Annotated in this window: 17 protein-coding genes; 9 read left to right on the top strand and 8 right to left on the bottom strand. The window is 70.9% G+C overall.

Translation table 11 applies throughout. From position 1 onward, the window contains the following. Positions 1–50: 50 nt before the first annotated feature. From DN051_RS11405 to DN051_RS11390, 4 genes are all read left to right on the top strand, one after another. Positions 51–2,822 carry an ATP-binding cassette domain-containing protein gene (locus tag DN051_RS11405; RefSeq protein WP_112438641.1) on the top strand — a complete coding sequence of 924 codons (2,772 nt, stop codon included), beginning with the start codon at positions 51–53 and terminating at the stop codon, positions 2,820–2,822. Positions 2,823–2,984: 162 nt separating this feature from the next. Then, positions 2,985–3,872: a FadR/GntR family transcriptional regulator gene (locus DN051_RS11400; protein WP_053760752.1), complete on the top strand. Its 888-nt coding sequence runs from the start codon at positions 2,985–2,987 to the stop codon at positions 3,870–3,872. 1,214 nt (positions 3,873–5,086) lie between these two features. Further along, positions 5,087–6,625, top strand: coding sequence for an RNA polymerase sigma factor (locus DN051_RS11395; RefSeq protein ID WP_053760824.1), 1,539 nt, complete (start codon positions 5,087–5,089; stop codon positions 6,623–6,625). A 134-nt stretch (positions 6,626–6,759) separates the two neighbouring features. Then, complete coding sequence (locus tag DN051_RS11390) at positions 6,760–7,626, top strand: S1 family peptidase (RefSeq protein WP_053760753.1); 867 nt, start codon at positions 6,760–6,762, stop codon at positions 7,624–7,626. A gap of 110 nt (positions 7,627–7,736) precedes the next feature. On the opposite strand, the gene DN051_RS11385 is transcribed toward DN051_RS11390, so the two are convergent. After that, positions 7,737–7,967 carry a DUF7455 domain-containing protein gene (locus DN051_RS11385; RefSeq protein WP_053760754.1) on the bottom strand — a complete coding sequence of 77 codons (231 nt, stop codon included), beginning with the start codon at positions 7,965–7,967 and terminating at the stop codon, positions 7,737–7,739. Positions 7,968–8,408: 441 nt separating this feature from the next. On the opposite strand from DN051_RS11385, the gene DN051_RS11380 reads away from it, so the two are divergent. The 3 genes from DN051_RS11380 to DN051_RS11370 all read left to right on the top strand — a co-directional run bounded on the left by DN051_RS11380 (position 8,409) and on the right by DN051_RS11370 (position 12,897). Beyond that, a complete protein-coding gene (locus tag DN051_RS11380; protein ID WP_053760755.1) occupies positions 8,409–10,532 on the top strand; it encodes a DNA gyrase/topoisomerase IV subunit B in 2,124 nt (707 codons plus the stop codon). A gap of 209 nt (positions 10,533–10,741) precedes the next feature. Continuing rightward, complete coding sequence (locus DN051_RS11375; protein WP_112438640.1) at positions 10,742–11,308, top strand: DUF485 domain-containing protein; 567 nt, start codon at positions 10,742–10,744, stop codon at positions 11,306–11,308. Then, positions 11,305–12,897 carry a solute symporter family protein gene (locus DN051_RS11370; protein ID WP_112438639.1) on the top strand — a complete coding sequence of 531 codons (1,593 nt, stop codon included), beginning with the start codon at positions 11,305–11,307 and terminating at the stop codon, positions 12,895–12,897. The genes DN051_RS11375 and DN051_RS11370 overlap by 4 nt, the downstream gene beginning before the upstream one ends. A gap of 145 nt (positions 12,898–13,042) precedes the next feature. Here DN051_RS11370 and DN051_RS11365 read toward each other — a convergent pair whose 3' ends face one another. The 4 genes from DN051_RS11365 to DN051_RS11350 all read right to left on the bottom strand — a co-directional run bounded on the left by DN051_RS11365 (position 13,043) and on the right by DN051_RS11350 (position 17,841). After that, positions 13,043–13,723 (bottom strand): response regulator, encoded by a 681-nt coding sequence (locus tag DN051_RS11365; protein ID WP_053760758.1) that lies wholly within the window; start codon positions 13,721–13,723, stop codon positions 13,043–13,045. Continuing rightward, positions 13,720–15,414 (bottom strand): ATP-binding protein, encoded by a 1,695-nt coding sequence (locus tag DN051_RS11360; protein WP_162624907.1) that lies wholly within the window; start codon positions 15,412–15,414, stop codon positions 13,720–13,722. The genes DN051_RS11365 and DN051_RS11360 overlap by 4 nt, the downstream gene beginning before the upstream one ends. Positions 15,415–15,569: 155 nt before the next feature. Continuing rightward, positions 15,570–16,529 carry a ferredoxin family protein gene (locus DN051_RS11355; protein WP_112438637.1) on the bottom strand — a complete coding sequence of 320 codons (960 nt, stop codon included), beginning with the start codon at positions 16,527–16,529 and terminating at the stop codon, positions 15,570–15,572. A gap of 58 nt (positions 16,530–16,587) precedes the next feature. Beyond that, entirely contained in the window at positions 16,588–17,841 is a 1,254-nt protein-coding gene (locus DN051_RS11350) for a citrate synthase (RefSeq protein WP_112438636.1), read from the bottom strand. Positions 17,842–17,939: 98 nt separating this feature from the next. On the opposite strand from DN051_RS11350, the gene DN051_RS11345 reads away from it, so the two are divergent. Then, positions 17,940–19,106 carry a citrate synthase/methylcitrate synthase gene (locus tag DN051_RS11345; RefSeq protein ID WP_112438635.1) on the top strand — a complete coding sequence of 389 codons (1,167 nt, stop codon included), beginning with the start codon at positions 17,940–17,942 and terminating at the stop codon, positions 19,104–19,106. 170 nt (positions 19,107–19,276) lie between these two features. Here DN051_RS11345 and DN051_RS11340 read toward each other — a convergent pair whose 3' ends face one another. Next, on the bottom strand, positions 19,277–19,513 hold the full coding sequence (locus DN051_RS11340; RefSeq protein ID WP_107094009.1) for a hypothetical protein: 237 nt from the start codon (positions 19,511–19,513) through the stop codon (positions 19,277–19,279). A 95-nt stretch (positions 19,514–19,608) separates the two neighbouring features. Then, positions 19,609–20,160 carry a DUF6082 family protein gene (locus tag DN051_RS11335; protein WP_112438634.1) on the bottom strand — a complete coding sequence of 184 codons (552 nt, stop codon included), beginning with the start codon at positions 20,158–20,160 and terminating at the stop codon, positions 19,609–19,611. Positions 20,161–20,482: 322 nt separating this feature from the next. On the opposite strand from DN051_RS11335, the gene DN051_RS11330 reads away from it, so the two are divergent. After that, on the top strand, positions 20,483–21,598 hold the full coding sequence (locus DN051_RS11330; RefSeq protein ID WP_246041000.1) for a CobW family GTP-binding protein: 1,116 nt from the start codon (positions 20,483–20,485) through the stop codon (positions 21,596–21,598). Here the strand turns inward: DN051_RS11330 and DN051_RS11325 are convergent. After that, positions 21,595–24,051: a DNA gyrase/topoisomerase IV subunit A gene (locus DN051_RS11325; RefSeq protein WP_053760765.1), complete on the bottom strand. Its 2,457-nt coding sequence runs from the start codon at positions 24,049–24,051 to the stop codon at positions 21,595–21,597. The genes DN051_RS11330 and DN051_RS11325 overlap by 4 nt on opposite strands. Positions 24,052–24,313: the final 262 nt, after the last annotated feature.

Here is a 24,313-nt window from a genome sequence, read left to right as displayed (position 1 = left end):
GAGCAGTTCGATGCCCGAAAAACCCGAAATGGCCCGGTATCTTACTACAGGTGATCCAGGCGTTCGGACTGACCAGCAATCCCCGCAAGGGCCTTCCGCCTGCCGTCGACGACGTCTCCTTCGAAGCGCGCGCCGGCCGCGTCACCGCGCTGCTCGGAGACGCTCGCGCGGGCAAGACCACCGCGCTCCGACTGATGCTCGAACTGCAACAGGGCCGTGGACTCACCTACTTCAGGGGACGCCCGCTGCACCGCATCGCCCATCCGACGCGTGAAGTGGGCGTACTGCTCGGCGAGGTGCCCGGACACCCGGGGCGCACGGTCCACGGTCACCTGCGGATGCTCTGCGCCGCTGCCGGAGTCTCGGTCCGGCGGGCCGACGAAGTCCTGGAAGTCGTCGGCCTCGTCAGTCTGCGTGAGGAACGACTGGGCACCCTCTCCCGCGGCATGGACCGACGCCTCGGTCTGGCCTGCGCCCTGCTGTCCGATCCGCACACCCTCGTTCTGGACGACCCCGCGGACGGGCTCTCCGCACGTGAGAGCCGGTGGCTGTTCGGGATGCTGCGCGCGCATGCCGACCAAGGCGGCACCGTCCTGGTCACCACGGCCGACCCCAAAGAGGCGGCGCGCACCGCCGACCGTGTCGTCACGCTGGAGCGGGGCAGGCTCGTCGCCGACCAGGAGGCCGCCGAGTTCGCCCGTACGCGGCTGCGACCCCGGGTCGCGGTCCGCAGCCCGCAGTCCACCCGGCTGGCCGCCGCGCTCGCCAAGGAGGCCCGTACCGCCAGGCGCTCCGTCGAGGTGGTGCAGGAGCGCGGCAATCGCCTCTCCGTCTACGGCAGTACCTGCGCCGATGTCGGTGAAACGGCGTTCCGTCACGGCATCCTCGTACTCCAACTCGCTGATGAGATCGGGGACATGGGGCCTGGCGCCGGCACCGGTGCGGGCGCCGACGTAGCCGTACCTCAGGATCAGGAAGAGCCCGAGGCGAGGGTGCAGGAGCAGGAGGCCGCCGCGGCAGGTTCGGCCGAGTCGGACGCACGCGTATCGGCCGTCGCTTCCGAGGATCTCGCCGACGCCTCACCCAGCGGCTCCGACACGCACGCGGTGACTGTCGACAAAGCGCCCGCCGACGTCGTCGCGGCGACGTCCGAGACCCCGCACGCCACCATGGTTCCGCCGGCCCGTCGCACTCCACCGGCGGACATCTACGCCGACACGTATGCCGACGCCGACTCGGCCTCGGGTGCGCGGCCGGACGCCGTGGCGAAGGACGGCGCGGCTCCCGCACCGCATCCCACCGCGTCCCCGGCGGCGAGCCGCGCGCCGCACTCGGACGTGACGGCGAAGCGTTCGCCGCACTCCGACCCTGCCACGAACCGCGCGCCGCTCCCGGAATCGTCGGCGATCCGGGCTCCCCACCCGGAATCGTCATCGGGCCGCCCCGCGCATCCCGACCCGGCGACGAACGGTGCGCCGCACCCGACCTCGGCGGCGAACGGGACCGCGCACCCGGCCCCGACGGTGAACGGGACCCCGCACCCGGCCCCGACCACGAACGGGAGCCCGCATTCAGCCGCGGCGCCGAACGCCTCCCCGCCCGCCGCCCCTGGTGCAGCCCCGAAGCCGCACCCCGCGGAGCCCACGGCAGCCCCGACGTCACAGCCCGCCAAAGCACCCGCCACCCCTGCTCGATCCACCACGCAGTCCACCCCCGCAGCCGGACGCGCCACCCCCTCGCCCGCCGCCACCCAAGCCAACGGCGCCAGCAAGCCCCCCAACGGCCACGCCAAGCACTTCCTTGACCCCGTCAGACCCTCCCTCGGGCCCGCGGAGCCCTCCACGGCCCCCGCGATCGCGCCCCACCGCCCCACAAAGACCCCCGCTCACCCCGCCGGTCTCGCCAGGCCTTCTCGCCCGACCGCACCGGCGACCCCCGCAAGCGCTGCAACCCGCACGAGCGCCGCACCCCCCGCTCGCCCCGCCGCCCCCGTCACGTCCCGTGAGCTCGAATCCCTGCCCTCGCTTCCGCCCCCCATCGCTGTCCGTGCCGCGCCCAGTCCGTTGCGGCCGCTGCGGTACGAGCTGCGGCGGGCGGCCGGGGTCAGTACCGGGTTCGTCACCGCCGCCACCGTGCTCGTCGTGTCCGCGCTGACCGCCGTACTTCTCGCCCGTCTGGGGCACACTCCGCACGAGCGTCTGCTCGCCGCCTGGCCGAGCGAGGTGCCGCTGCCGCCGGCGGCGATCGGCGCGGGGCTGCTCGGGGCGCTGGCCTTCGGGGACGAGTTCCGCCACCCCGCGCTGGCGGTCGACCGCGGGACCGTGCCCCGTCGGCTGGGGCTGCTGGCAGCCAAGCTCGCCGTCTCCGGGGCGACCGCGCTGGCCCTGGCCGTCCTCACGGTGGGCTGCAACGCCGAGGTGCTCTACCTCGTATACGGAAGGGAACTCGCGCGGGTTCCGGCGGACTGGCTCTCTTTGAGTGCCAGTTGGCTGGGCCTCACCGTCGGGTGCGCCTGGGCCGGTGTGCTGGCCGCCGGCGTCTTCCGGTCGACCGCCGGCGGGCTCGCCGCCGTTGTTTCCGTACCGATCCTCGTCGTACCCCTGGTGCAGAGGCTCGTTGAGGGGCCTTCCGTGCGGACCGCGGCCGGCTTTCCCATGCGAATGCGGGAGATGTTCCTCCTGCAGTGGCCCTTCGGGGGCGAGCGTTATCTCTCCGCCGTGGCACGGGTGATCTCCCAACCCGTCGGCGGCGCCCTGACGTTGTCCCTGACCGCGCTGCTCTGCGCATACGCGGTCACGACCCTTCGAAGCAGGGCGAGATGACTGCTCCCGGCACGCTTCCGGTCCCCGGCTGCGCGCCCCTCGCCAGGGGAAGTCCATTTCTTTCTGATAAGGCGTCAATTGCGACGGGGTGAGCGATCACCCTTTCGTGTGCTTTTCACCAAAGACCTCAAGGGAGTTGGAAACGGCGCCGACAAAGGATCCGTGAGTACCCTTGCGCACACCATGATGACCCCCGCCCGCTCTGCAGACTCCGGTCTCCCCGGCCCGGGCGAACTCGACCGTTACCCGTACGCCGAGGCACATGTGCCCGACCGGGTCGGCGCCCCTGCCTGGGAGGGCGCGGACCCGGAGATGAACCGTGTGGGCCGACGCGCCGCTGGAAGCCGCGGACGCGGACTGCACGGCCAACTCGTTCAGCAGCTTGGTCAGATGATTGTCTCGGGCGACCTGGGCGCGGACCGTCCGCTGGTGCCCGAGGAGATCGGCCAGCGATTTGAGGTCTCCCGCACCGTCGTCCGTGAGTCGCTCCGCGTCCTGGAGGCAAAGGGCCTGGTCAGCGCCCGCCCCAACGTCGGTACGCGCGTGCGTCCCGTCAGTGACTGGAACCTGCTCGACCCGGACATCATCGAATGGCGCGCCTTCGGGCCGCAGCGTGAAGACCAGCGCCGGGAACTGAACGAGCTGCGCTGGACGATCGAACCGCTCGCCGCGCGGCTGGCCGCCGGGCACGGGCGCGAGGACCTCCAGCAGCGACTGGCCGACATGGTCGAGATCATGGGCCACGCACTCGGGCAGGGCGACGCGCTCACCTTCTCCCGAGCCGACGCCGAGTTCCACTCCCTGCTCATCCAGGTCGCGGGCAACCGCATGCTGGAGCACCTCTCCGGCATCGTCTCCGCCGCCCTCCAGGTCTCGGGCGGCCCCGTCACGGGCTGTGACCGGCCGAACGAGACGTCCCTGGCCCACCATGGCCGGATCGTCGACGCCCTGGCGACCGGTGACGGCGCGGCGGCCGAATCCGCCATGCGTCAGTTGCTGACGGTCCACCCCGAGGTGGAGCGGGTGGTTCCCGCCCCCCGCGAGCACTGACCACCTGGGTCGGCCGTCCTCCTCCCCGGGTGGGCGGTTTCCCGATGGACAGTTCCCCCGGAGGGCAGTCCCCCGGACCGCGATGCCTGCGTACGGCAATGCCTCCGGACGGCGACGCCCCTCGCGCCACTCGTGGCCGGGCTCCCGGGCGGACACCAGCCGCGAGCACTGACCGCGCGCCGCAGGCGTCACGGTCGGGAGGTGTCCCCTCGGGTGTGACGGTTCGCCGCGGACGCGGACGTTCGTGGTCGGTCGGGAGGCGTCCTGGGCGGCATCGCGGCACACCGCGGACTCAGTGGTCGGCAGGCGTCCCCTCGGGCGTCGCGCCCAGCGGTGCGCCGACACGCTACGGATCTCGTGGCCCGACGCCACGGATCTCGTGGCTCGAAGGTGCCCAGCGGGCGTTCCCGCCCGGCGGTGCCCCGCGTGCCGCGGTCGTCGCGACCTGGAGGTGCTCCGTGCGGTGCCTCCGCGGCGCCCTCGGCGCCCGGGGTCTCCCGGGCGCCGAGGGCGCCGCGACGAGGCGCTGCCGCGATAGCGCGAGCCCGAGGGGCTTCTACGACGCCTCGGACCCAAAGGGCTGCCACGACGCCTCGGGTGCGAAAGCGCGGACGCCACCGGTAGCCCACGGTGCTCCAGCAGGCCGAGCCGGCCCCGGACGCTTCTGTCGAACCGCGTGCCCGAGGTCACCCCGCGGCTCCCCGCCGTGTGGCTCCGGGCTTTGCGGCCTCCAGGCGGCCCGGAGCATGCCTCTTCCCCGGCATCCTCAGGCCAGGGAAGCGGTGCCGTCGGGTCTTGCTGCATCACCTCGATGCGGCGAGACCCGACAGCGCAGCGGCACGGCCAGCGGCACGGCCAGGGGCTCGGGATGGGGCGACACTGATCGGAACGGCCCGGAACGGCCCGGAACAGTTGGGAACGGCCCGGAGCAGCTCCGCTGATCGGAACAACCCATAACCACCTCTGCCCGTATCTGACCGTTTTTGAGCGCTTACGCGGTGTGACCCGGGCCACGCAGATTGGGCGTAACACTCCCGGGAACTGCGCGATGACCTAAGAGGTGACAGCCGAGGAGGGAATACGGACGCCGTTCACGGCGCTGTACGTCTTCCCGGCCCCCGCCCGCGCCGTCGGCCAATCCCCAGTCGGCGGTCGGCTCCTGTCCGCTGTGGACGGGGCCGGAAGTCGTTTTCCAACATTCCGAGAGGTTGTTCGTGTCGGCCAGCACATCCCGTACGCTCCCGCCGGAGATCGCCGAGTCCGTCTCTGTCATGGCGCTCATTGAGCGGGGAAAGGCTGAGGGGCAGATCGCCGGCGATGACGTGCGTCGGGCCTTCGAAGCTGACCAGATTCCGGCCACTCAGTGGAAGAACGTACTGCGCAGCCTCAACCAGATCCTCGAGGAAGAGGGTGTGACGCTGATGGTCAGTGCCGCAGAACCCAAGCGCACCCGCAAGAGCGTCGCAGCGAAGAGTCCGGCCAAGCGCACCGCCACCAAGACGGTCGCAGCGAAGACGGTGGCGGCGAGGAAGGCCACCTCCTCGACGGCCGCACCGGCAGCCCACGACGTCGACGATCCGGCCGAGGACACCGCGCCTGAGAAGAAGGCCGCTGCCAAGAAGGCGACCGCCAAGAAGGCGACAGCGAAGAAGGCCGTCGCCAAGAAGGCCGCACCCGCCAAGAAGTCCGGCGGGAAGAAGGACGACGCCGAGCTGATCGAGGAGGAGGTGCTCGAGGAGGCCAAGGGCGGCACGGAGGAGCCCGAGGGCGCCGAGAGTGCCGGCTTCGTGCTCTCCGACGAGGACGAGGACGACGCGCCCGCGCAGCAGGTCGCCGCCGCCGGTGCCACCGCCGACCCGGTCAAGGACTACCTCAAGCAGATCGGCAAGGTTCCCCTGCTCAACGCGGAGCAGGAGGTCGAACTGGCCAAGCGCATCGAGGCGGGTCTGTTCGCCGAGGACAAGCTCGCCAACTCCGACAAGCTCGCGCCCAAGCTCAAGCGCGAGCTGGAGATCATCGCCGAGGACGGCCGCCGGGCCAAGAACCACCTGCTGGAGGCCAACCTCCGCCTGGTGGTCTCGCTGGCCAAGCGCTACACCGGCCGCGGCATGCTCTTCCTGGACCTGATCCAGGAAGGCAACCTGGGTCTGATCCGCGCGGTCGAGAAGTTCGACTACACCAAGGGCTACAAGTTCTCCACGTATGCCACCTGGTGGATCCGTCAGGCGATCACCCGCGCGATGGCCGACCAGGCCCGCACCATCCGTATCCCGGTGCACATGGTCGAGGTCATCAACAAGCTCGCGCGCGTGCAGCGCCAGATGCTCCAGGACCTGGGCCGCGAGCCCACCCCGGAGGAGCTGGCCAAGGAACTCGACATGACCCCCGAAAAGGTCATCGAGGTCCAGAAGTACGGCCGCGAGCCCATCTCCCTGCACACCCCGCTGGGCGAGGACGGCGACAGCGAGTTCGGTGACCTCATCGAGGACTCCGAGGCCGTCGTCCCGGCCGACGCGGTCAGCTTCACGCTCCTCCAGGAGCAGCTGCACTCGGTGCTCGACACCCTGTCGGAGCGCGAGGCGGGCGTCGTCTCGATGCGCTTCGGTCTCACCGACGGTCAGCCGAAGACCCTCGACGAGATCGGCAAGGTGTACGGCGTCACGCGTGAGCGCATCCGCCAGATCGAGTCCAAGACCATGTCGAAGCTGCGCCACCCGTCGCGTTCGCAGGTGCTGCGCGACTACCTCGACTAGGTCGCCGTCGTACGCCGCGAAGGCCCGGTTCCCCTCGGGGAGCCGGGCCTTCGTGCGTACGCGGCGCGGGTGCGGCATGCCGCCTCCTGAATGACTCTGGGTTTCTCATGGGCACCCCAGAGTGAGGAGCGCATATGTGCCGACCTTTTGTCCGCGCACTGGCCCGGCCGCTGGTCCTCGCGGCTGCCATGGCCGCGATACCGCTGTCCACCACCGCTCCGGCGGCCGCCGACGGCATAGTCGTCGGCGGTTTTCCGGTGGACGTCTCGGAGAGCCCGTGGACGGTGGCCCTGTCCAGCCGTGACCGGTTCGGAGGTACGCGGTCGGGTCAGTTCTGCGGTGCCGTGGCGGTCGGTCGGACGACCGTCCTGACCGCGGCCCACTGCCTCTCGCGTGAGGCGCTGGGGGTGCCCGTGGAGAAGGTGCGCGACCTCAAGGTCATCACGGGGCGCACGGATCTGCGGTCGGCCGAGGGGCGCGAGGTTCCCGTGAAGGAAGCCTGGGTGAATCCCCACTACGACAGCGACAGCAACGTGGGGGACTTCGCCGTGCTGACGCTCGCAGAAGCCCTGCCGCAGAGCGCGGTCATAGGCATGGCGGCCAAGGGGGACACGGCGTACGCGGCGGGCACCGGCGCGACCGTCTACGGCTGGGGCGATGTCACCGGGGCAGGGGACTACGCCGAGGAACTCCGGGCCGCGCGCGTGCACGTCCTGGCCGACGCCCTCTGCGAGGGCGCGTATCCGGCCTATCCGGGGAGCCGCGACGGCGCGTATCGGGCCGACGCCATGGTGTGTGCGGGAGAGACCGTCGGCGGCCGGGACTCCTGTCAGGGCGACAGCGGAGGTCCGCTGGTCGCCAAGGGGAGGCTGATAGGCCTGGTCTCATGGGGGAGCGGCTGCGGTAAGGCGGGCAGTCCGGGCGTCTACACGCGCGTCTCCGACATCATCCGCAAGCTGAACTGGGACACCGCCGCGCGCTCGTCGCGGCACGGCGCCTGACGGGACCGGCGCGACTGCCGGACACGGACGGGCGGCCGACCCTGTGGGACACGGGGTCGGCCGCCCGTCCTCGGCATGGTGCCGTGCTGGCTCGTCGTGGACGCGAGGTGTCAGCGCTCTTCTTCGGAAGCGGAGCTCGGAACGGTCGTGAGCCGCTCCGTCTCGTCCTGTATCTCAGCGGCGATCTTCTTGAGTTCCGGCTCGAACTTGCGCCCGTGGTGGGCGCAGAAGAGCAGTTCGCCGCCGCTGAGCAGGACGACGCGTACGTACGCCTGGGCGCCGCAGCGGTCGCAGCGGTCAGCGGCCGTCAGCGGGCTCGCGGGGGTCAGAACAGTAGTCACGTCGCCTCTTCTCTAGCTCGACGAGCTGTCGTACCAGGGTCAACATCCAACCAGCCCGAAAACGTTCCCGCTCGGGGCTTTTCCTCGAAAAAATCTTTCGAGGTGGCTGTCTGCTGCCGGTTGGCGGCGAATGTGCCGTAATACGTATCAAAGTCTCTTACGGGTTCGCGCAGTTTGTCAGTGTCCGTCCTCCCGGCTGGCTTGCCGGTTTGTTCAAGAGGACGTGCCCGGAGCCTAAATGGTTCATGCGCCGAAGGGAACGTGATATGTACTTCACCCCATCGAGGGATCGAACATGCATGCGACCTTGGACTAGTCTGAGTTCGGACCGAGGGTGGCGTTACAACGGCTCTACCAGGCCTCGGTACCCTCTGAGCGGCGACCCTAGCCGCGCCCGTACCCAGACGGGCCCCACTTGAAATTCAGCGAGGAGCGAACCGCGTGACCGCCGACACGTCCGTGCCGTCCACAGCTCTGCTGGCAGGAGCAGACCGGGACGGTTCCAACTACACCGCGCGGCACCTGCTCGTCCTGGAGGGGCTCGAAGCCGTCCGCAAGCGACCCGGCATGTACATCGGGTCCACCGACAGCCGCGGTCTGATGCACTGCCTGTGGGAGATCATCGACAACTCCGTGGACGAGGCCCTCGGCGGGTACTGCGACCACATCGACGTGATCCTGCACGACGACGGCTCGGTCGAGGTGCGCGACAACGGCCGCGGCATCCCGGTCGACGTCGAGCCGAAGACCGGTCTGTCCGGCGTCGAGGTCGTGATGACCAAGCTGCACGCGGGCGGCAAGTTCGGCGGCGGCTCGTACGCCGCCTCCGGTGGTCTGCACGGCGTGGGCGCCTCCGTGGTGAACGCCCTGTCCGCCCGGCTCGACGTCGAGGTCGACCGCGGCGGCAACACCCACTCCATCAGCTTCCGCCGCGGTGTGCCCGGTGCCTTCGCCACGGTGGGCCCCGACGCGAAGTTCGACGCCGGCAGTGGCCTGCGCAAGACCAAGAAGATCCCCAAGACCCGCACCGGCACACGCGTGCGGTACTGGGCCGACCGCCAGATCTTCCTCAAGGACGCCAAGCTCTCCCTGGAGAACCTGCACCAGCGCGCCCGCCAGACCGCGTTCCTCGTCCCCGGCCTGACCATCGTCGTCCGCGACGAGTACGGGCTCGGCGAGGGCGGCAGCAAGGGCGAGGAGTCCTTCCGCTTCGACGGCGGCATCAGCGAGTTCTGCGAGTTCCTGGCCACCGACAAGCCGGTCTGCGACGTCCTGAGGCTGTCCGGCCAGGGCACCTTCAAGGAGACCGTCCCCGTCCTGGACGAGCACGGTCAGATGACCCCGACCCAGGTCACCCGTGAACTCGACGTCGATGTCGCGATGCGCTGGGGCACGGGGTACGACACGACCCTCAAGTCGTTCGTGAACATCATCGCCACCCCCAAGGGCGGTACCCACGTCGCGGGCTTCGAGCAGGCCGTGACGAGCACGCTCAACGAGGTGCTGCGCACCAAGAAGATGCTGCGGGTCGCCGAGGACGACATCGTCAAGGACGACGCCCTCGAGGGCCTGACGGCGGTGGTGACCGTCCGTCTCGCCGAGCCGCAGTTCGAGGGGCAGACCAAGGAGGTCCTCGGCACCTCGGCGGCCCGGCGCATCGTGAGCACTGTGATCTCCAAGGAGCTCAAGGCGTTCCTGACGTCCGCGAAGCGGGACGCCGCCGCGCAGGCCCGGGTCGTCATGGAGAAGGCGGTGGCCGCCGCCCGTACGCGTATCGCAGCCCGTCAGCACAAGGACGCGCAGCGTCGCAAGACGGCGCTGGAGTCGTCCTCGCTGCCCGCCAAGCTCGCCGACTGCCGTAGCGACGACGTGGACCGCAGCGAGCTGTTCATCGTCGAGGGAGACTCCGCGCTCGGCACCGCCAAGCTGGCGCGGAACTCCGAGTTCCAGGCGCTGCTGCCGATCCGGGGCAAGATCCTCAACGTCCAGAAGTCGTCCGTGACCGACATGCTGAAGAACGCCGAGTGCGGCGCGATCATCCAGGTCATAGGAGCGGGCTCGGGCCGTACCTTCGACATCGACGCGGCTCGCTACGGCAAGATCATCATGATGACCGACGCCGATGTGGACGGCTCCCACATCCGCTGCCTGCTGCTGACGCTGTTCCAGCGCTACATGCGGCCCATGGTCGAGGCCGGCCGGGTCTTCGCCGCGGTGCCGCCGCTGCACCGCATCGAGATCGTCCAGCCCAAGAAGGGCCAGGACAAGTACGTCTACACGTACTCGGACCGCGAGCTGCGCGACAAGCTCATGGAGTTCCAGAGCAAGGGCGTCCGCTACAAGGACTCGATCCAGCGCTACAAGGGCCTCGGTGAGATGGACGCCGACCAGTTGGCCGAGACCACCATGGACCCGCGGCACCGCACCCTGCGCCGGATCAACCTGGCCGACCTGGAGGCCGCCGAGCAGGTCTTCGACCTGCTGATGGGCAACGACGTCGCGCCGCGCAAGGAGTTCATCTCCAACTCGGCCGCCACGCTGGACCGCTCCCGCATCGACGCGTAGGGGCTGTCCGCTCCGCTCCGACGCACTCCCGCCGGCTCGGCCCGGGCGCCTTCGCACGAGGCGCCCGGACCGGGCCGGTGTGCGTGATCGCGCTGCGCGCCGGGCCCTGAGTGGTCCCGGCGCCGTCACCAGCGGGTCGAGTCACCTGATGGGGTGAACAGCGCGGGGAAGAAGAGTCGGGGATCTTCCCGTTCTGTCCATGCTTGAGCATGCACTCAAGCAACGGTCGCGCCCGCGGGGGCGGGAGCGACCCCGAGGATTCGTTCGAGAACCGCGAGGATCGCCACCCCGGTGTCGCCGCGGCGTCAGGAACCGTGAAGTACGACGACCCCTGGTACGACGCACTGGCCTCCGGCTGGGGTGAATCGGGCGGCAGCGCCGCCGCGTCGTCCTTCGTCCCGACGCCCCGCCCCGAGGTCCCCGACCCCGTGAAATCCCCCGCGGCGGCGGAGGTGTACCTCGAAGTGCAGCGCAGCGCGGCCTTCCAGGAGGTGCGCGGCCGCTATCTGAGGTTCGTCGTGCCGGCGGGGGTCGGCTTCTTCGCCTGGTACGTGGCGTACGTGGTCACCGCCACGACGGCGCCGGGGTTCATGGCCCGTCCCGTGGTGGGCGCGGTGAACGTGGCGATGCTGGCCGGGCTCGGACAGTTCCTCAGCACCTTCCTGCTCACCTGGGCCTACGCGCGGCACGCGCGGCTGCGCAGGGATCGCGCCGCGCTCGAACTGCGCTGGGACACTCAGGAACTGACCCGCGGCGCGCGCGGCGGTGCCCTGTGACGGACAACCATCAGTCGCTGGCCCTGCTGCTGTTCAGCGTGTTCATCGCCGTCACGCTGGGGATCACGACCTGGGTGAGCCGCAACCGGCACGGCTCGGCGGAGGAGTTCTACGCCGGAGGGCGTCTCTTCTCGCCGATAGAGAATGGTTTTGCCATTGCCGGCGACTACATGTCGGCCGCCTCGTTCCTGGGCATCTCCGGGCTCATCGCGCTGTTCGGCTACGACGGGCTGCTGTACTCCGTGGGCTTCCTGGTGGCCTGGCTCGTGGTGCTGTTCCTGGTCGCCGAACTGGTGCGCAACTGCGGCAGGTTCACCCTCGCCGACGTCGTCGCCGCGCGGATGCGCGAGCGTCCGGTGCGGATCGCCGCGGGAACCTCCTCGGTCACCGTGTCCGTTCTCTATCTGGTGGCGCAGATGGTGGGTGCGGGCAGCCTGGTCGCCCTGCTGCTGGGCGGGACGAGCGGGGCGGCGCAGTCCTGGACCGTCATCGGGGTCGGGGCGCTCATGGTCATCTATGTGTCGCTGGGCGGGATGCGGGCCACCACATGGATCCAGATCGTGAAGGCGGTCCTGCTGATGGGCGGCGCCATCACGCTCACCGTGCTCGTCCTGGTGCGCTTCCACGGAGACTTCGACCAACTGCTGCGCTCGGCGGCGGAGCGCAGCGGTCACGGCGACGCGTTCCTCGCGCCCGGGCTGAAGTACGGCGAGGACTGGACGGCGCGCCTCGACTTCATCAGCCTCGGCCTCGCCCTGGTGCTCGGGACGGCCGGACTGCCGCACATCCTGTCCCGGTTCTACACCGTGCCCACCGCACGGGCGGCGCGGCGGTCCGTGGTGTGGGCGATCGGACTCATCGGCAGCTTCTACCTGATGACGATCGTCCTCGGTTTCGGCGCGGCGGCGATCGTGGGACCCGACGAGGTGCGCGACTCGAACACGGCCGGCAACACCGCCGTACCGCTGCTCGCACTCGACCTGGGCGGCGGCGCGGGCTCCACGGGGGGAACGGTCCTCTTCGCGGTCGTCGCGGCTGTCGCCTTCGCGACCATCCTCGCCGTCGTCGCCGGGATCACGCTCGCCTCCTCGGCGTCCGTGGCGCACGACCTGTACGCGTCCCTGCGCCGCCGCGGGGCCCGGCCGCGCAGCGAGGTGAGCGTCGCCCGCGCGGCCTCGGTCGGTATCGGCGTGCTGGCGATCGCTCTGGGACTCCTCGCCCGCGACCTCAACGTCGCATTCCTGGTCGGCCTCGCCTTCGCCGTCGCCGCCTCCGCGAACCTGCCGGTGCTGCTCTACTCGCTGTTCTGGCGCGGCTTCACCACCCGCGGGGCGGTCTGGGCGGTCTACGGCGGTCTGATCCCGGCCGTCGCCCTCGTCGTGCTGTCACCGGTCGTGTCGGGCAGCCCCGAATCGCTGTTCCCGGGCGTCGACTTCCAGTACTTCCCGCTGCAGAACCCGGGCCTCGTCTCCATCCCGCTGGGCTTCGTCGCCGGCTGGCTGGGCACGGTCACCTCGGCGGAACCACCGGACGAGGCCAAGCACGCGGAGACCCAGGTGCGATCGCTCACCGGGGCTGGTGCGGCCTAGTGCCGTGGCAGGCAACGCGCACAGTCGCCCCCAGGACCGACGGGAAAGGCCTTACCGGCCCCGGCGGCCCAGGACCGGCGCGCGGGCGGCCAGGGGGCCGTCCACGGGCGACGACGGGCACCCGTGCGCTCCCGTGACCGTGGCCTCAGACGCGGGTCGCCCACACGTAACGGTGTTCGGGACGGCCCGCGTCGCCGTACTTCAGGGTCAGCGTCGCCCGTCCCGTGCGTTCCAGGAGCTTCAGATAGCGCTGTGCGGTCTGCCGGCTCACCCCGGTGCGTTCGGCGATCTCCTGGGCGGACAAGGGGCCCTCGGCGTTCTTCAGGGACTGTCTGACGAGCTCCGCGGTCGTCGGGGAGTGCCCCTTGGGCAGGTTCGGCTCCGACGGTGCGGACAGGGCACCGAAGATGCGGTCCACCTCCGCCTGCTCGGCTTCGCCGCCGCCGTCCAGGGTCCGGCGCAGTTGCGCGTACGCCTCCAGCTTGGCGCGCAGGCCCGCGAAGGCGAACGGCTTGACGAGGTACTGGAGCGCGCCCTGCCGCATCGCCGACTGCACCGTGGAGATGTCCCGCGCCGCGGTCACCATGATCACGTCGGTCTGGTGGCCACGCCGGCGCATCTCCTGCACCACCGCCAGGCCCGTCTCGTCGGGCAGGTAGTGATCCATGAGGACCAGATCGACCTGCGGCAGCGCCTCCATCTGCCGTAGTGCCTCGGCCGCGCTGTGCGCCTGCCCGGCGACCCGGAAGCCCTGCACCTTCTCGACGTACGCCGCGTTCACCCGGGCCACCGCCGTGTCGTCGTCCACGACCAGGACCTCGATCATCGCGCCTCCTCCTCGACGGCCTCGACGGCCTCGACGGCATCGCGGGCCGACGGAGCGGTGAGGGCGGGTTCCGCCTCCGGATCGGTCAGGGCTTCAGGCAGCACCACGGTGAACTCCGCGCCACCGCCAGCCGCGTCGTCCACCGTCGCCGAACCTCCCTGCCGCTCCGCCAGCCTGCGCACCATGGCCAGGCCGATACCCCGCTCCCGGTGCGCCGGAGGCTTCTTCGTGGACCACCCCTCGGTGAAGATCAACTCTCGTAGCTCCGCCGGGATTCCGGGCCCCGTGTCCCGGACGATGAGCACGGCCGTACGGCCCTCGGCGTTCAACTCGGCCTCCACGCGCGCGTGCGCGGTGCCCGCCACGGCGTCCAGCGCGTTGTCCACCAGGTTGCCGACGATCGTGACCAGCCCCCTGGCGTCGATCACACGGTCCGGGAGCCGGGTGCGGCCCGATATCCGCAGCGCCACGCCCCGCTCGGCCGCCACCGTCGCCTTGCCGACCAGCAGCGCGGCGAGCAGCGGATCCTTGATCTTCTCGGTGACCTCCTCGGCAGTGTCCCGGTGGGTGCCGATGACCTCACCGGCGAACTCCACGGCCTCGTCGTACATCTCCAGCTCCAGCAGCCCCAGCAGCGTGTGCATTCGGTTGGCGTACTCGTGGTCCTGGGCGCGCAGGGCGTCGATCAGGCCGCGCGTGGAGTCCAGCTCCCGGCCGAGCTCCTCCAGTTCGGTGCGGTCGCGCAGGGTGGCCACGGAGCCGCCGTCGCCGGTGGGCATGCGGTTCGCCACCAGCACGCGCGTGCCGCGCACGGTGAGCAGGTCGGTGCCGGCGGCCCGGCCGGCCAGCACCTCGGCCGTACGTCCCTTGCCGAAGGCCTCGTCGGGAGTGCTGCCGACGACCTGGTTCCCGACGCCCAGCAGGCGCTGGGCCTCGTCGTTCAGCAGCCGGATGCGGCCCGCGCGGTCGAGCGCCACGACGCCCTCCCTGATGCCGTGCAGCATGGCCTCGCGCTCGGCGAGCAGGCCCGCGATGTCCGAGAAGGCCAGGTCCCTCGTCTGCCGCTGCACCCGCCGGGAGACGAGCCAGGCGGCCAGCGTGCCGACGGCCAGGGCACCGCCGGCGTACGCCAGCAGCTCGGGGATCGAGTGGATGAGGCGGGCCCGGACGCTGTCGTACGCGATGCCGACCGAGACGGCGCCCACGATGTCGCCGTCACGGTCGCGCAGCGGCACCTTCCCGCGCGCGGAGCGGCCGAGGGTGCCCTCGTCGATCTCCATGACCTCCTGGCCGGCCAGCGCGTCGCTGGGGTCCGTCGAGACGTGCCGGCCGATCTCCGCCGGCTCGGTGTGCGACCAGCGCACGCCCTGCCGGTCCATCACCACCACGTACTCGGCGCGGGTGGCCTTCCGGATCCGTTCCGCCTCCCGCTGGACCGGCCCGTCGACCGTCGCGGACGTACCGCGCAGGTCCTCGGCGAGCTGCGGCTGCGCCGCGGTGGTCTGCGCGATCGCGAGCGCCCGCCGCATGGCCTGGTCGTCCAGCTGGTCGCCGAGCGGGGCGAGGAACAGCCCGGTCGCGAGGACCGCGACCCCGGCGGCGATCGCCACCTGCATCAGCAGCACCTGCGAGAACACCCGGCGCGGCAGGCCGAGGCGCAGGCGGCGCGTCGTGGGGGGAGTGCGGCTCATACCCACGACGGTACGTGGGGGGACCGACATTGCCGTAGGGGGTCCCGGGGCGGCGAACGGACCGGCCGACTGCCTGGCCGGACGCCGGACGCCGGACGCCGGACTCCGTGTGCCGGGTGGGGGTGGGGGGATGTACGGGTCGGTGGTGCCGCGGTTCAGCTTGCGAGTGCCGCCACGGTCAGTTCGCGTACCGCCACCACGTCCATCCGCGCCGGCGCGCCCAGCACCGATGTGCCGCAGGTCTCCGGGCGGGGCGGCAGGGAGGCGCCCTGGGCCACCACGACCCGCCAGTGGCGTCCGTCGATGTGGGCGACGGTCACCTCCCAGCGGGCGGCGGCACCGTCCGTCCGCACCGCGTTCTCGGTCCGTACGACGCTCAGCGCGTCCGCCGCGAGCTCGCCGGCCGCCGCCCGGACGGCCAGTTCGGCCGCTTGTCCGGGCCTTTCCCAGGCCGAGGACCCGCGGCAGCCCTCCACGACGATCCGTCCCTCCGTGACCCCGTGCAGGATCTCCTTGACGGTGCGGGCCTCGACGCGGCCGTAGGCGTAGCCGTACGGCAGGACGAGCACGGTCGGGGAGAAGCGATGACCGCCCAGATGAGTGACCTCCCAGATGCCGCCCACGCCGGAGGCGGCGAGCTCGGCCGCGAGAGGGCGGCCGAGGAGCGCGCAGCACCGGTCCCGCTTGCCGTTGGTGCACACCAGCGCGAGCGGGTCGCCGGTGTGCGGGTGGCCCCGCAGCGCCGCGTCGAACGTGCGGTGGTCACCGGCGCCGAGCGCGGTGAAGTCGAGGTCGAGCAGACGCTCCGGGTCGGTCGTGGTGGCGGAGCGCAGCCACGTGTTGCCGGGCGCGGTGTGGGCCGCGTACACCTGGCGCAGGGAGGGCGTGCCGCTGTCGGCGTGGCGCCCGGCGCGGCGGATCAGGGCGATGCGCACGCCCGTGTTCTCGGCGGCCGCCTCCAGAGCGCGGCCCAGAGCGGGGTCGAGGTGGCTCTGGGTGAGCGCCCGGGCGCCCCACGGACCGGGTTGCTCCAGCAGGAGCCAGGTCCTGGCGGTCGCCGCGGTTCCGGAAATGGGCTCGCCGAGGTCCCGCGAGACGGTGGCACACGTACTCACAGAGGTGAGCCTAACCTGACTTGGTTCGGCGTGACTTCCGGGCGTGCTGGTGTTCCTGTTACGGGAGGGGTTGTGGTGGTTCAGGACCGACGTAGCGGCCGCTCGGGCGCATCCGCAGCGGGCGTTCCCGGTACTCCTCCAGGGCATGTGCGATCCAGCCCGCCGTCCGGGCGACGGCGAAGATCGTCTCTCCGGCCGTGGCCGGCATCGCGCAGGACGCGGTGAGCACGGCGAGCGCGAGGTCCACATTGGCGTGCAGCGGCGTGTGCCGGGCGGCCGTCGCCTCCACGTCCCGGGCCGCAGCGAGGGCGGGCGCGGCGTGGGGGATGTCCTTGAGGAGCCGGAAGAGGGCCACCGCGCGGGGGTCCTCGGCCGTGTACAGCGGGTGCCCGAGCCCCGGGATGCGGCGGCCGGCCCGGAGTTCCTCCGCCACCACGGGCGCAGCGTCGCCCTGGTCGAGTACGTCGAGCAGCATCCGGTGGGCGAGGCCGCCGGCCGCCCCGTGCAGCGGGCCCTCGATCACGCCGAGCCCGGCGGAGACGGCGGCGTACGCGTGCGCGTGGGCCGACGCGGCGACACGCACCGCGAGGGTGGACGCCGCCAGGTCGTGGTCGACGAGCAGTCCGAGCGCCGTGTCCAGCGCCCGCAGCGACGCCTCGTCGGGGTCGCGCCCACTGAGCCGCGCCCAGAGGCTGCGAGCCAGTGACCCCTCGCCGCGGCGCGCGCGCCGCACGGGTGGCAGGGCGGCGACCATCGTGGGGATCAGGGCGCGTGCCGTGCCCAGCACGGCCTCCTCGGAGAGGTCGAAGCGCAGGGGGTCGGCGGTCGCGGCGGCGATCACGGCGACGCGAAGCCGGTCGGCGGGGCCGGCGTGGTCCGGCAGGGCGTCCACGGCGCGCCGGGCCACGCTGACGGCCGCCTCGGGAGCGTCGAACGTGACGCCGGGCCGCAGGTGCCCGGTCCACAGCCACTCCGCGATCTCCTCGTAGGAGTGCCGGGCGGCCAGCTCGGTGGCGTCGACGCCGCGGAAGTAGTACCGGTCCCGGTCGATGAGCGTGATGCGGGTACGGACCGCCAGGTCGCCGCCTGAGGACGGAGTCCCGCCGGTCTCACGTCTGTTCCGCCGAGCCAGTGCCTCCACCTCCGCGGCGTCGAACGTGCTGCCCCGGGCGCCGGGCGCGCGCCGGCTGCTGAGCTGCCCGCGGCTCACATACGCGTAGACGGTCTCGGGCTTCACGCCGAGCAGTTCGGCGGCCTCCTTGGTGCTCAGCCGTCGCTGCGGCCGGACGGGGTCCGGTGCTTGATCACGCATGGGGGTCACCGTATCGGCCTGGACTGAATGTTGATCGCGTCAATATTGACAGTGATGAGTCAAGCATAGACAGTCGAATCAAGTTCAGGGAGGAATTCATGTCCGTCAACAGGTCCGCAGTCACCTCCGTCGATGTACCGCGGGGACTCGCCGGTGTCGTCGTGACCGACACCGAGATCGGCGACGTCCGCGGTCTCGAGGGCTTCTACCACTACCGGCAGTACTCCGCCGTCGAACTCGCGCAGACCCGCGGCTTCGAGGACGTCTGGCACCTTCTCGTGCACGGTGAACTGCCCGACGGCGACCGCGGCGCGGCCTTCGCCGCCGAGACGGCGGCGCTGCGGAGGCTGCCCGACGAGGTGTCCGCGGCGCTTCCCGTCATCGCCGCCGCAGGGGGCCGCTCCGGACCGCTGGCCGGGCTGCGCACGGCCCTGTCCCTGCTGGGCGCGGCCAAAGGCCTCCGGCCCGTGTACGACATCGAAACGGACCGGCGCCGGGCGGACACGGTCGCGGTGGCCGCCGCCGTACCGACCATGCTGACGGCGTTGTACCGGCTGGGCCGCGGGCTCGACCCCGTGCCGCCGCGCGAGGATCTGTCGTACGCGGCGAACTACCTGTACATGTTGACGGGTTCGGAGCCGGAACCACGGCAGGCGCGGGCGGTCGAGCAGTATCTGATCTCAACCATTGATCACGGGTTCAATGCGTCAACGTTCACCGCGAGGGTCGTCGCGTCCACGGGAGCCGACGTGGCGGCCTGTCTGGTGGGCGCGGTCGGCGCGCTGTCCGGTCCCCTGCACGGGGGTGCTCCCAGCCGGGCGCTGGACACGCTGGACGCGATCGGCACGGTGGACCGGATCGACTCCTGGATCCGGGAACGCGTCGTCGCCGGGGACCGCATCATGGGCTTCGGCCACCCCGTATACCGCACCGAGGACCCTCGCTCGCGCATGCTGCGCGGCATCGCCCAGGAGTTCGGCGGGCCGCTGGTGGACTTCGCGGTGGAGGTCGAGCGCCGGGTGGAGGCGATCCTCGCCGAACTCAAACCGGGGCGGGAGCTGCACACCAACGTGGAGTTCTACGCGGGCGTAGTCATGGAGCTGTGCGGCCTGCCGCGCGAGATGTTCACGCCCACCTTCGCGGCGGCTCGTGTCGTGGGCTGGAGCGCCAACATCCTGGAACAGGCACAGGACTCGAAGATCATCCGGCCGGCGGCGCGGTATGTGGGGCCGGGGGCGCCGGTCAAGGTACCGGAGGCGGCCTGAGACATGCGTGCGGCCTGGTGCCGTTCTGGCGCCAGGCCTCATCGGTGGGGATCGAGCAGGTACGGGATGCCGGTCTGCCCGCCGGACGGGCTCCGGTTCGCGGGCGGTCGCCTGCGGCCGGGGCGGTGGACGCGACGAGTCGGGGATGGAGGTGAGCTCGTGCGCTGCGTTCAGGCGTCGGGGATGTCTGCCTTGGCGCGGATGAGGGTCTCCCGGCTGACGATGACGATGCGTTCGTAGTCCGCGCGGGAGGCGTCGGCGGGCAGTTCCTTCTCCAGCACCTCGGTGGCCTCCGTACCGATGACGGCGAAGTTGCCGTCACTCAGTTCGAACAGGTCGGGGCAGTTGGCTCCCGAAGCACTGCCACGGGCACTCGGAGGCACACCGATACGGCGCACGATCTTCAAGGGGTACCGGTCCTTACACAATGTGGGGCACTTTCGCGCTGCATTGTGACAGGTGTGACTGCCGAGAGGCGGCCGAATCGCTGAGCCTTGTGCGATCAGTTGGAAGGCGGGTTGCCCACGACCCACCACTCGTCCGTGTCGGCTTCGTCGAGGTCTCTGATGAGGCCGTCCACCATCCGCCCGATCCGGGCCTCGTCGGAGGTGTGCTTCAACGTCGCGCGCTGGCCCTTGGACGCCTCCCAGTACTCCCGTAGGAGGGGGCTCTGGAACAGCTCCCGCAAGTGTCCGTACAACTCCTCCTGGTCCACGATGCCCGCACGGTGAAGGTGGTACAGGTTGACGTACCAAGCGTTGGCGAAGAAGTACTGCCGCCGCTTCTCCGCCGGGATGCTCTTGTCGTAGGTGTCGATCACCGCGGCCAGCGACGGATCGTCGATCGCCTTGGCCAGCAGCTCCCAGTGCATGCGCTGCTGGTGCGCTATCGCCGTGCGCCGGGACGCCAGCTCCTCCAGTTCGAGTCGCTTCACCTGCAGGCGTGCTTCCTCAAGACGCCGCTGACGTGCGATCAGCGTCACCGCCGCGGTCGCGAGCATCAGTCCGGCCGCGGCGGAGGCCAGCCTCCCCGCTGCATTGTTCCGTGTGGCCATGTCAACCCCCGAGTCAGGCGGCCGTCCGCCGGTCGTCGGGTGTGCGGGTCGACGGGAGGGGACCGGCGAGCGGTGGGCGGCGCTTGCCGTCTCCCAGAATGCCGAGCGGCTCTGATCGGCGGGGAGGCGGAGAGGAGGCGCACGGAAGGAAGCGAGGGTCGCACAAACCGGCGCCATGTCCAACGTCTGCCCCGCAAGTGCTGCTAACAATCGTTCACTTCGTGGCGATTCCGTGGGCTCGTATCCTGGGGAAGCATTCGAGATCCCGAAGGTGCACCGGGCCGTGAACCGGTGCACGCGTAGGCGTGAGAGAGGTCGCACGGTGGGGCAGAGCCCGAGCCCGCAGCAGATCCCGGTCGTCGTGCTCGCCGGATTCCTGGGCTCCGGCAAGACCACACTGCTCAACCATCTCCTCCACCGCAGCGGCGGCAGCCGTATCGGCGCCGTCGTGAACGACTTCGGCGCCATCGAGATCGACGCGATGGCGGTGGCGGGCGCCCTCGGCGACTCCACCGTCTCCCTCGGCAACGGGTGTCTGTGCTGTGCCGTGGACGCCAGCGAGCTGGACGGCTACCTGGAGCGGCTGACCCGGCCGGACCTCGGCATCGACGTCGTCGTCATCGAGGCCAGCGGACTGGCCGAGCCCGAGGAACTGGTGCGCATGGTGCTGGCCGGCGAGAATCCCCGGGTGGTCTACGGCGGGCTGATCGAGGTCGTGGACGCCGCCGAGTTCGACGACACCCGCGCCCGGCACCCCGAGATCGAACGGCACCTCGCACTGGCCGACCTCGTCGTGGTCAACAAGGTCGACCGGGTGCCCGACCCCGAGCCGGTCCTCGGTCTCGTCCGCTCCCTCGCCGACCGGGCCGCCGTCGTCCCCGCCGTGCACGGCCGTGTCGATCCCGAGTTCCTGTTCGACTGCCGGCCGTCGCGGGAGCGGATCGGGCAGCTGTCGTTCGACGACCTGCACGAGCACGGTGCCGACACCGGTCACGACCACGGCGGTCATCTGCACACGGGCTACGACAGCCTGTCGTTCGTCTCCGAAGTGCCGCTGGACCCGCGCCGGTTGATGGAGTTCCTCGACAGCCGGCCCGAGGGGCTGTACCGGATCAAGGGGTACGTCCACTTCGGTGCGCACGACACCCGCAACCGCTATCTCGTGCACGCCGTCGGACGGTTCCTCCGCTTCTACCCCGGGCCCTGGCCCGCCGGCGAGAGCCGCCTGACCCAGCTCGTCCTGATCGGCTCGGGCATCGACACCACGGCCCTCGGCAAGGAACTGGGGGCCTGCGAGAGCGACGCCCCACACGCCGACGAGCACGGCATGTGGGGCGTCCTGCGCTACGCGCGGCACTCCGAGGCGGAGGCCCTTCAGGAGTCGGCCCATCAGGGGGCGGCCTTCGAGGAGGCCGCCCCCGACGGTCCGACGGCCTAGACCGGTCCCGCCACCGCGGCCACCGGCTTGGCCAGTGACACGCCCGAGCCGTCGCGGCGCGGGTCGACCTCGGGGAGCTCGGTCGGCGAGCCGTTCTTCTGCGCGGCCAGCGCCGGAGTCACACCCGCCCAGGCGAAGGACAGGCAGTCCTCGCCCTTCAGGAAGCGCTGGCAGCGCACACCGCCGGTGGCACGGCCCTTGCGCGGGTACTGGTCGAACGGGGTGAGCTTGGCGGTGGTCTGGACGGAGTCGTCCAGTGTGCCGCGCGAGCCCGCGACGGTGAAGACGACCGCGTCCGCGGCCGGGTCCACCGCGGTGAACGAGATGACCTTGGCGCCGGTGGTCGGCTTGATGCCCGCCATACCGCCCGCGGGGCGGCCCTGGGGACGGACCTGCGAGGCCTGGAAGCGCAGCAGCTGCGCGTCGTCGGTGATGAAGACCAGGTCCTCCTCGCCGGTGCGCAGTTCGACCGCGCCGACGATCCGGTCGCCGTCCTTGAGGGTGATGACCTCCAGCTCGTCCTTGTTCGCCGGGTAGTCGGGCACCACGCGCTTGACGACACCCTGTTCCGTGCCGAGCGCCAGGCCGGGCGAGGACTCGTCGAGCGTGGTCAGGCAGACGATCGTCTCGTCGTCCTCGAGGGAGACGAACTCGGCCAGCGGAGCGCCCCCGGAGAGGTTCGGGGCCGCCGCCGTGTCCGGGAGCCGCGGCAGGTCGACGACATCGATCCGGAGCAGCCGGCCGGACGACGTGACCGCGCCCACCTCGCCGCGCGCCGTGGCCGGGACCGCGGAGACGATCACGTCGTGCTTGGCGCGCCGGCCCTCGGCGTCCTCCGGGAACGGCTCGCCGTTCGCCGTGCGGGCCAGCAGGCCCGTCGAGGACAGGAGCACCCGGCACGGGTCGTCCGCCACCTGGAGCGACACGGTGGTCGCCGGGGCGCCGGCGGACTCCAGCAGGACCGTACGGCGCTCGCTGCCGAACTTCTTGGCCACGGCGGCCAGTTCGGTGGAGACCAGCTTGCGCAGCTCCGCGTCCGATTCGAGGATCCGGGTCAGCTCGGCGATCTCGGCGGTGAGCCGGTCCTTCTCCGCCTCCAGCTCGATCCGGTCGTACTTGGTGAGGCGGCGCAGCGGCGTGTCCAGGATGTACTGGGTCTGGACGTCGCTCAGCCCGAAGCGCTCCATCAGGCGTTCCTTCGCCTGCGCGGAGTTCTCGCTGGAGCGGATCAGGCGGATCACCTCGTCGATGTCCACCAGCGCCGTGAGCAGACCCTCGACCAGGTGCAGCCGGTCGCGCCTCTTGCCCCGGCGGAACTCCGAGCGGCGGCGCACGACTTCGAAGCGGTGGTCGAGGTAGACCTCCAGGAGCTCCTTGAGGCCGAGCGTGAGGGGCTGGCCGTCCACCAGCGCGACGTTGTTGATGCCGAAGGACTCCTCCATCGGCGTCAGCTTGTAGAGCTGCTCCAGGACCGCCTCCGGCACGAAGCCGTTCTTGATCTCGATGACCAGGCGCAGCCCGTGCTCACGGTCGGTGAGGTCCTTGACGTCGGCGATGCCCTGGAGCTTCTTCGACCCGACCAGGTCCTTGATCTTCGCGATCACCTTCTCCGGGCCGACGGCGAAGGGCAGCTCGGTGACGATCAGGCCCTTGCGGCGCGCCGTCACGTCCTCCACGGTCACCGTCGCGCGGATCTTGAACGTGCCGCGGCCCGACTCGTAGGCGTCCCGGATCCCGGACAGCCCGACGATCCGGCCGCCGGTGGGCAGGTCCGGGCCGGGGACGTGCCGCATCAGGGCGTCCAGATCGGCGTTCGGGTGCTTGATCAGGTGGCGGGCCGCCGCGATGACCTCCCGCAGGTTGTGCGGGGGCATGTTGGTGGCCATGCCGACCGCGATGCCCGACGAGCCGTTGACCAGCAGGTTCGGGAAGGCGGCGGGCAGGGCGACGGGCTCCTGCTCCTGGCCGTCGTAGTTCGGTGCGAAGTCGACGGTGTCCTCGTCGATCGACTCCGTCATCAGGCTGGTGGCCTCGGCCATCCGGCACTCGGTGTAACGCATCGCGGCCGGCGGGTCGTCGTTGCCCAGTGAGCCGAAGTTGCCGTGGCCGTCCACCAGCGGCACGCGCATGGAGAAGGGCTGGGCCAGGCGCACCAGGGCGTCGTAGATCGACGCGTCGCCGTGCGGGTGGAGCTTGCCCATGACCTCGCCGACGACGCGGGCGCACTTCACGTACCCCCGGTCGGGGCGCACGCCCATCTCGTTCATCTGGTAGACGATGCGGCGGTGGACGGGCTTGAGGCCGTCACGGGCGTCGGGCAGGGCTCGGGAGTAGATGACCGAGTACGCGTACTCGAGGAAGGAGCCCTGCATTTCGTCCACGACGTCGATGTCGAGGATCCGCTCCTCGTACGAGTCGTCGGGCGGCGGGGTCTTCGTGCTGCGGCGGGCCATCGCTGCCGGCTCCTCCTGTTTCCTGATCGCTCGCCCACGCGGCGCTGACGCCGCTGTCGAGCTCACTCGTGCTGAAGTGTTCGACGTTTCTGACGCGACCATTGTGGACCGCGGTACTGACAACGCGGACGCGGCACCCGGCCTCGGCCGGCCCGCCCCGCGCTGACCGCAGGCTACGCCCTCGCGGCGAGTGACTCCGTTCTCGCTCTCGGCGTACGAGCTCCGGGAACTTCCCACCTGGTCGTCGAGCTTGCATACAGTG

Origin of the sequence: Streptomyces cadmiisoli, assembly GCF_003261055.1 — a bacterium.
Lineage (GTDB): Bacteria > Actinomycetota > Actinomycetes > Streptomycetales > Streptomycetaceae > Streptomyces > Streptomyces cadmiisoli.
The sequence above is the reverse complement of the archived record's forward strand: the minus strand, read 5'-3'. Positions and strand labels throughout refer to the sequence as shown.

Coding starts and splice junctions, on each gene's coding strand:
- DN051_RS11345 (WP_112438635.1), top strand. CDS start 17,940: ATGTCCGTCAACAGGTCCGCAGTCACCTCCGTCGATGTACCGCGGGGA.
- DN051_RS11335 (WP_112438634.1), bottom strand. CDS start 20,160: ATGGCCACACGGAACAATGCAGCGGGGAGGCTGGCCTCCGCCGCGGCC.
- DN051_RS11365 (WP_053760758.1), bottom strand. CDS start 13,723: ATGATCGAGGTCCTGGTCGTGGACGACGACACGGCGGTGGCCCGGGTG.
- DN051_RS11350 (WP_112438636.1), bottom strand. CDS start 17,841: ATGCGTGATCAAGCACCGGACCCCGTCCGGCCGCAGCGACGGCTGAGC.
- DN051_RS11390 (WP_053760753.1), top strand. CDS start 6,760: ATGTGCCGACCTTTTGTCCGCGCACTGGCCCGGCCGCTGGTCCTCGCG.
- DN051_RS11375 (WP_112438640.1), top strand. CDS start 10,742: ATGCACTCAAGCAACGGTCGCGCCCGCGGGGGCGGGAGCGACCCCGAG.
- DN051_RS11360 (WP_162624907.1), bottom strand. CDS start 15,414: ATGAGCCGCACTCCCCCCACGACGCGCCGCCTGCGCCTCGGCCTGCCG.
- DN051_RS11325 (WP_053760765.1), bottom strand. CDS start 24,051: ATGGCCCGCCGCAGCACGAAGACCCCGCCGCCCGACGACTCGTACGAG.